Origin of the sequence: Serratia montpellierensis (genome assembly GCF_020858655.1) — a bacterium.
In the GTDB taxonomy this organism is placed as follows: domain Bacteria; phylum Pseudomonadota; class Gammaproteobacteria; order Enterobacterales; family Enterobacteriaceae; genus Serratia; species Serratia montpellierensis.
In genome coordinates this window covers 214,906-218,196 of record NZ_VOSN01000021.1, presented here as the reverse complement: position 1 = coordinate 218,196, position 3,291 = coordinate 214,906, and the positions used below count along the sequence as shown (strand labels likewise).

The following is a 3,291-nucleotide window of genomic DNA, read 5'->3' as shown; positions in this document are numbered from 1 at the left end:
CCGGTGCAGGTGGTGTGGCGCAAGGCCGAGCTGGCGCTGAGCGAGCGGCGTTTCGATCCGGCTGAGGGTACGATTTGGCAACAGCTGGCGGCCAGTTTTGATCCGCTGCATCAGCGGCAGGATCTGACCCGTGCGCCGCTGCTCAATTTTACCGTCGCGCAGGAGGAAGACGGCTGCTGGTGCGCTTTGCAGCAGTGGCATCATCTGATTGGCGATCACTCCACGCTGGCCTTCATGGAGCAAGAGGTCAGCGAGATCCTCGCCGGCCGTGGCGCACAGCTGGGCGCCGCCCAGCCGTTCCGCAATGCGGTGGCGCAGGCGCGCCTGACGCTCAGCGAAGCAGAACATGAAAGCTTCTTCCGCGACATGTTGGCGGATATCAGCGAGCCGGTGCTGCCGTTTGGCCTGAGCGATGTGCATGGTGAAGGACGGCAAATCGTCAGCCGCTACCAGGCGCTCTCTTCGGCGCTGAATCTGCGATTGCGACGTCAGGCGCGGCGGCTGGGCGTCAGCCTGGCCAGCCTGTGCCACCTGGCCTGGGCGCAGGTGCTGGCGCGCGTCAGCGGGCGAGACGCGGTCGTGTTCGGCACCGTATTGCTGGGTCGCCTGCAGGGCGGCGAAGGCGCGGAACGGGCATTGGGGTTGTTTATCAACACATTGCCACTGCGCCTGGACATCGATCGGCGAGGCGCGGAGGCGGCGGCAAGGGAGGCGCATGTGCGGCTGAGCGGGCTGCTGGCGCATGAACATGCGCCGCTGGCATTGGCGCAGCGCTGCAGCGGCGTCAGCCCTGGGGCGCCGCTGTTCAGTGCCTTGCTCAACTATCGCCATAACAACGGCGAGGCAGTGTCGTTACCGGAAGGTGTCAGCTTGCTGAGCGCCGAAGAGCGCACCAACTATCCGTTTGTGTTATCGGTGGAGGACGGCGGCGATTCGCTCGGCATTACGGCGCAGGTGACAGAGACGGTCGATGCCCAGCGGGTGTGCGACTATATGGCGCAGGCGCTGGGCTCGCTGGCGCAAGCGCTGGAGCAGGCACCGGAAACGCCGGTATGTTCACTGGCGGTGGTGCCTGAGGCGGAACGCGAACTGCTGCTGCATGGCTGGAACCGCACCGAGCGTGGCTACCCGCTGGATCAGACCCTGGCGGCGCTGTTCGAGCAGCAGGTGCGCCGCACGCCGGACGCCATCGCGCTGGTGAGCGGAACGGAAAGCCTGAGCTACGCCCAGCTGAACGCCCGCGCCAACCGGCTGGCACACGCGCTGATAGCGCGCGGCGTCGGCCCGGACAGCCGGGTGGCGGTGTGCGCCGAACGCGGCCTGAACATGGTGACGGCGCTGTTCGGTATCCTCAAGGCCGGCGGCGCCTATGTGCCGCTCGATCCGGCCTATCCGGGCGAGCGCCTGCAGTACATCCTGCAGGATGCCGACCCGGTGCTGCTGCTGGCGGACGCCGCCGGCCGGGCGGCGCTGGGCGAGCCTGCGACGCCGCAGCTGGCGCTGGAGGCGGCATTGCCGGAGACGCTGAGCGCCGAGAACCCGGAACGGCGCGCGCAGGCGTCGCACCTGGCGTACGTGATTTACACCTCGGGTTCGACCGGTAAACCGAAGGGCGCGATGAACGAACACCGCGGGGTGGTCAACCGGCTGGTGTGGATGCAGGAGGCCTACGGCCTGACGGCGGCGGACACGGTGCTGCAAAAAACGCCGTTCGGCTTCGACGTCTCGGTGTGGGAGTTCTTCTGGCCGCTGATGGTCGGCGCGCGCCTGGTGATGGCGAAGCCGGAAGGGCACAAGGATCCGGACTACCTGAGCCGCGCGATCGAACAGTACGGCGTCACCACGCTGCACTTTGTGCCGTCGATGCTGCAAAGCTTCCTGGCGGACGGGCAGGCGGCGACGCGCTGCGACAAGGTGGTGCGGGTGATGTGCAGCGGGGAAGCGCTGCCGGCGGCGCTGGTGGCGGAGTTTTACCGCCGGCTGCCGCAGGCGGAGTTGCATAACCTGTATGGGCCGACGGAGGCGGCGGTGGACGTCACCGCCTGGCACTGTTCGCGGGAGGCGGACCGGGTGTCGGTGCCGATCGGGCGGCCGATCGCCAACACGCGCATCTACCTGCTGGACGAGCACGGGCAGCCGGTGCCGCTGGGGGCGGTGGGCGAGCTGTATATCGGCGGGGTGCAGGTGGCGCGGGGCTATCTGAATCGGCCCGAATTGACGGCGGAGCGCTTCCTGAGCGATCCGTTCGCGCCGGGCGGGCGAATGTACCGCACCGGTGACGTGGCGCGCTATCTGGCGAACGGCGACATCGAGTACCTGGGGCGCAATGACCAGCAGGTGAAAATCCGCGGCTTCCGCATCGAATGCGGCGAGATAGAGGCGGCGCTGGCAACGCACCCGGCGGTGCGCGAAGCGGTGGTGGATGCGCGGGCGGTGGGCGACGACAAACGGCTGGTGGCGTGGGTGGTGCCGGCCGCGGACGTGGCGGAAGAGACGCTGGCGGGCGTGCTGCGGCAGCATCTGAGCGCGGCGCTGCCGGACTATATGGTGCCGTCGGCCTGGGTGGTGGTGGCGGCGTTGCCGCTGTCGCCGAACGGCAAACTGGATCGGCGGGCGCTGCCGGAGCCGCAGGGGACGCAGAGCCAGGCGGTGTACGAAGCGCCGCAGGGTGAACACGAAACGCTGCTGGCGGCGATCTGGCGCGACCTGCTGAACGTGGAGCGGGTAGGCCGCCACGACAACTTCTTCGAACTGGGCGGCCACTCGCTGCTGGCGGTGCGTCTGACCAACCGTCTGCAGCAGGTGGAATGGCAGCTGCCGTTGCAGACCCTGTTCGCCAACCCGACGCTGCATGTGTTGGCGCAGCAGCTGCGCAGGACTGATGAGGCGCTGCCGCCGATCGAGGCTATGCCGCGCGACGCCGCGTTGCCGCTGTCGTTTGCCCAGCAGCGTTTGTGGTTCCTGACTCAGTTGGAAGGCCTGAGTGAAACTTACCATATTCCCCTGGCGCTGAGCCTGCGCGGCGAGCTGGATCTGCCCGCCTGGCGACAGAGCCTGGATGCGATCTATGCCCGTCACGAAGCGTTGCGTAGCCGGTTTGTCACCGTCGAGGGACAGCCTCAGGCGCACATTCTGCCGGCAGATGCGCTGCCGTTGACGGTTCACGATCTGCGTGGGCAGCAGGATGCCCAGAGCCAGGCGCGACAACTGGCGCAGCGCCTGGCGGAGGCGCCTTTCGACTTGGGTTCCGGTCCGTTGGTGCGCGCCGCGCTGATCCGCCTGGCGGATGAA

General features: G+C 67.9%; 1 protein-coding gene. It reads left to right on the top strand.

All coding sequences use genetic code 11. The features are described 5' to 3' along the window. Positions 1–3,291, top strand: a 3,291-nt coding sequence (locus FUU19_RS21665; protein ID WP_304622324.1) for a non-ribosomal peptide synthetase, incomplete at both ends; no start/stop codon positions are given.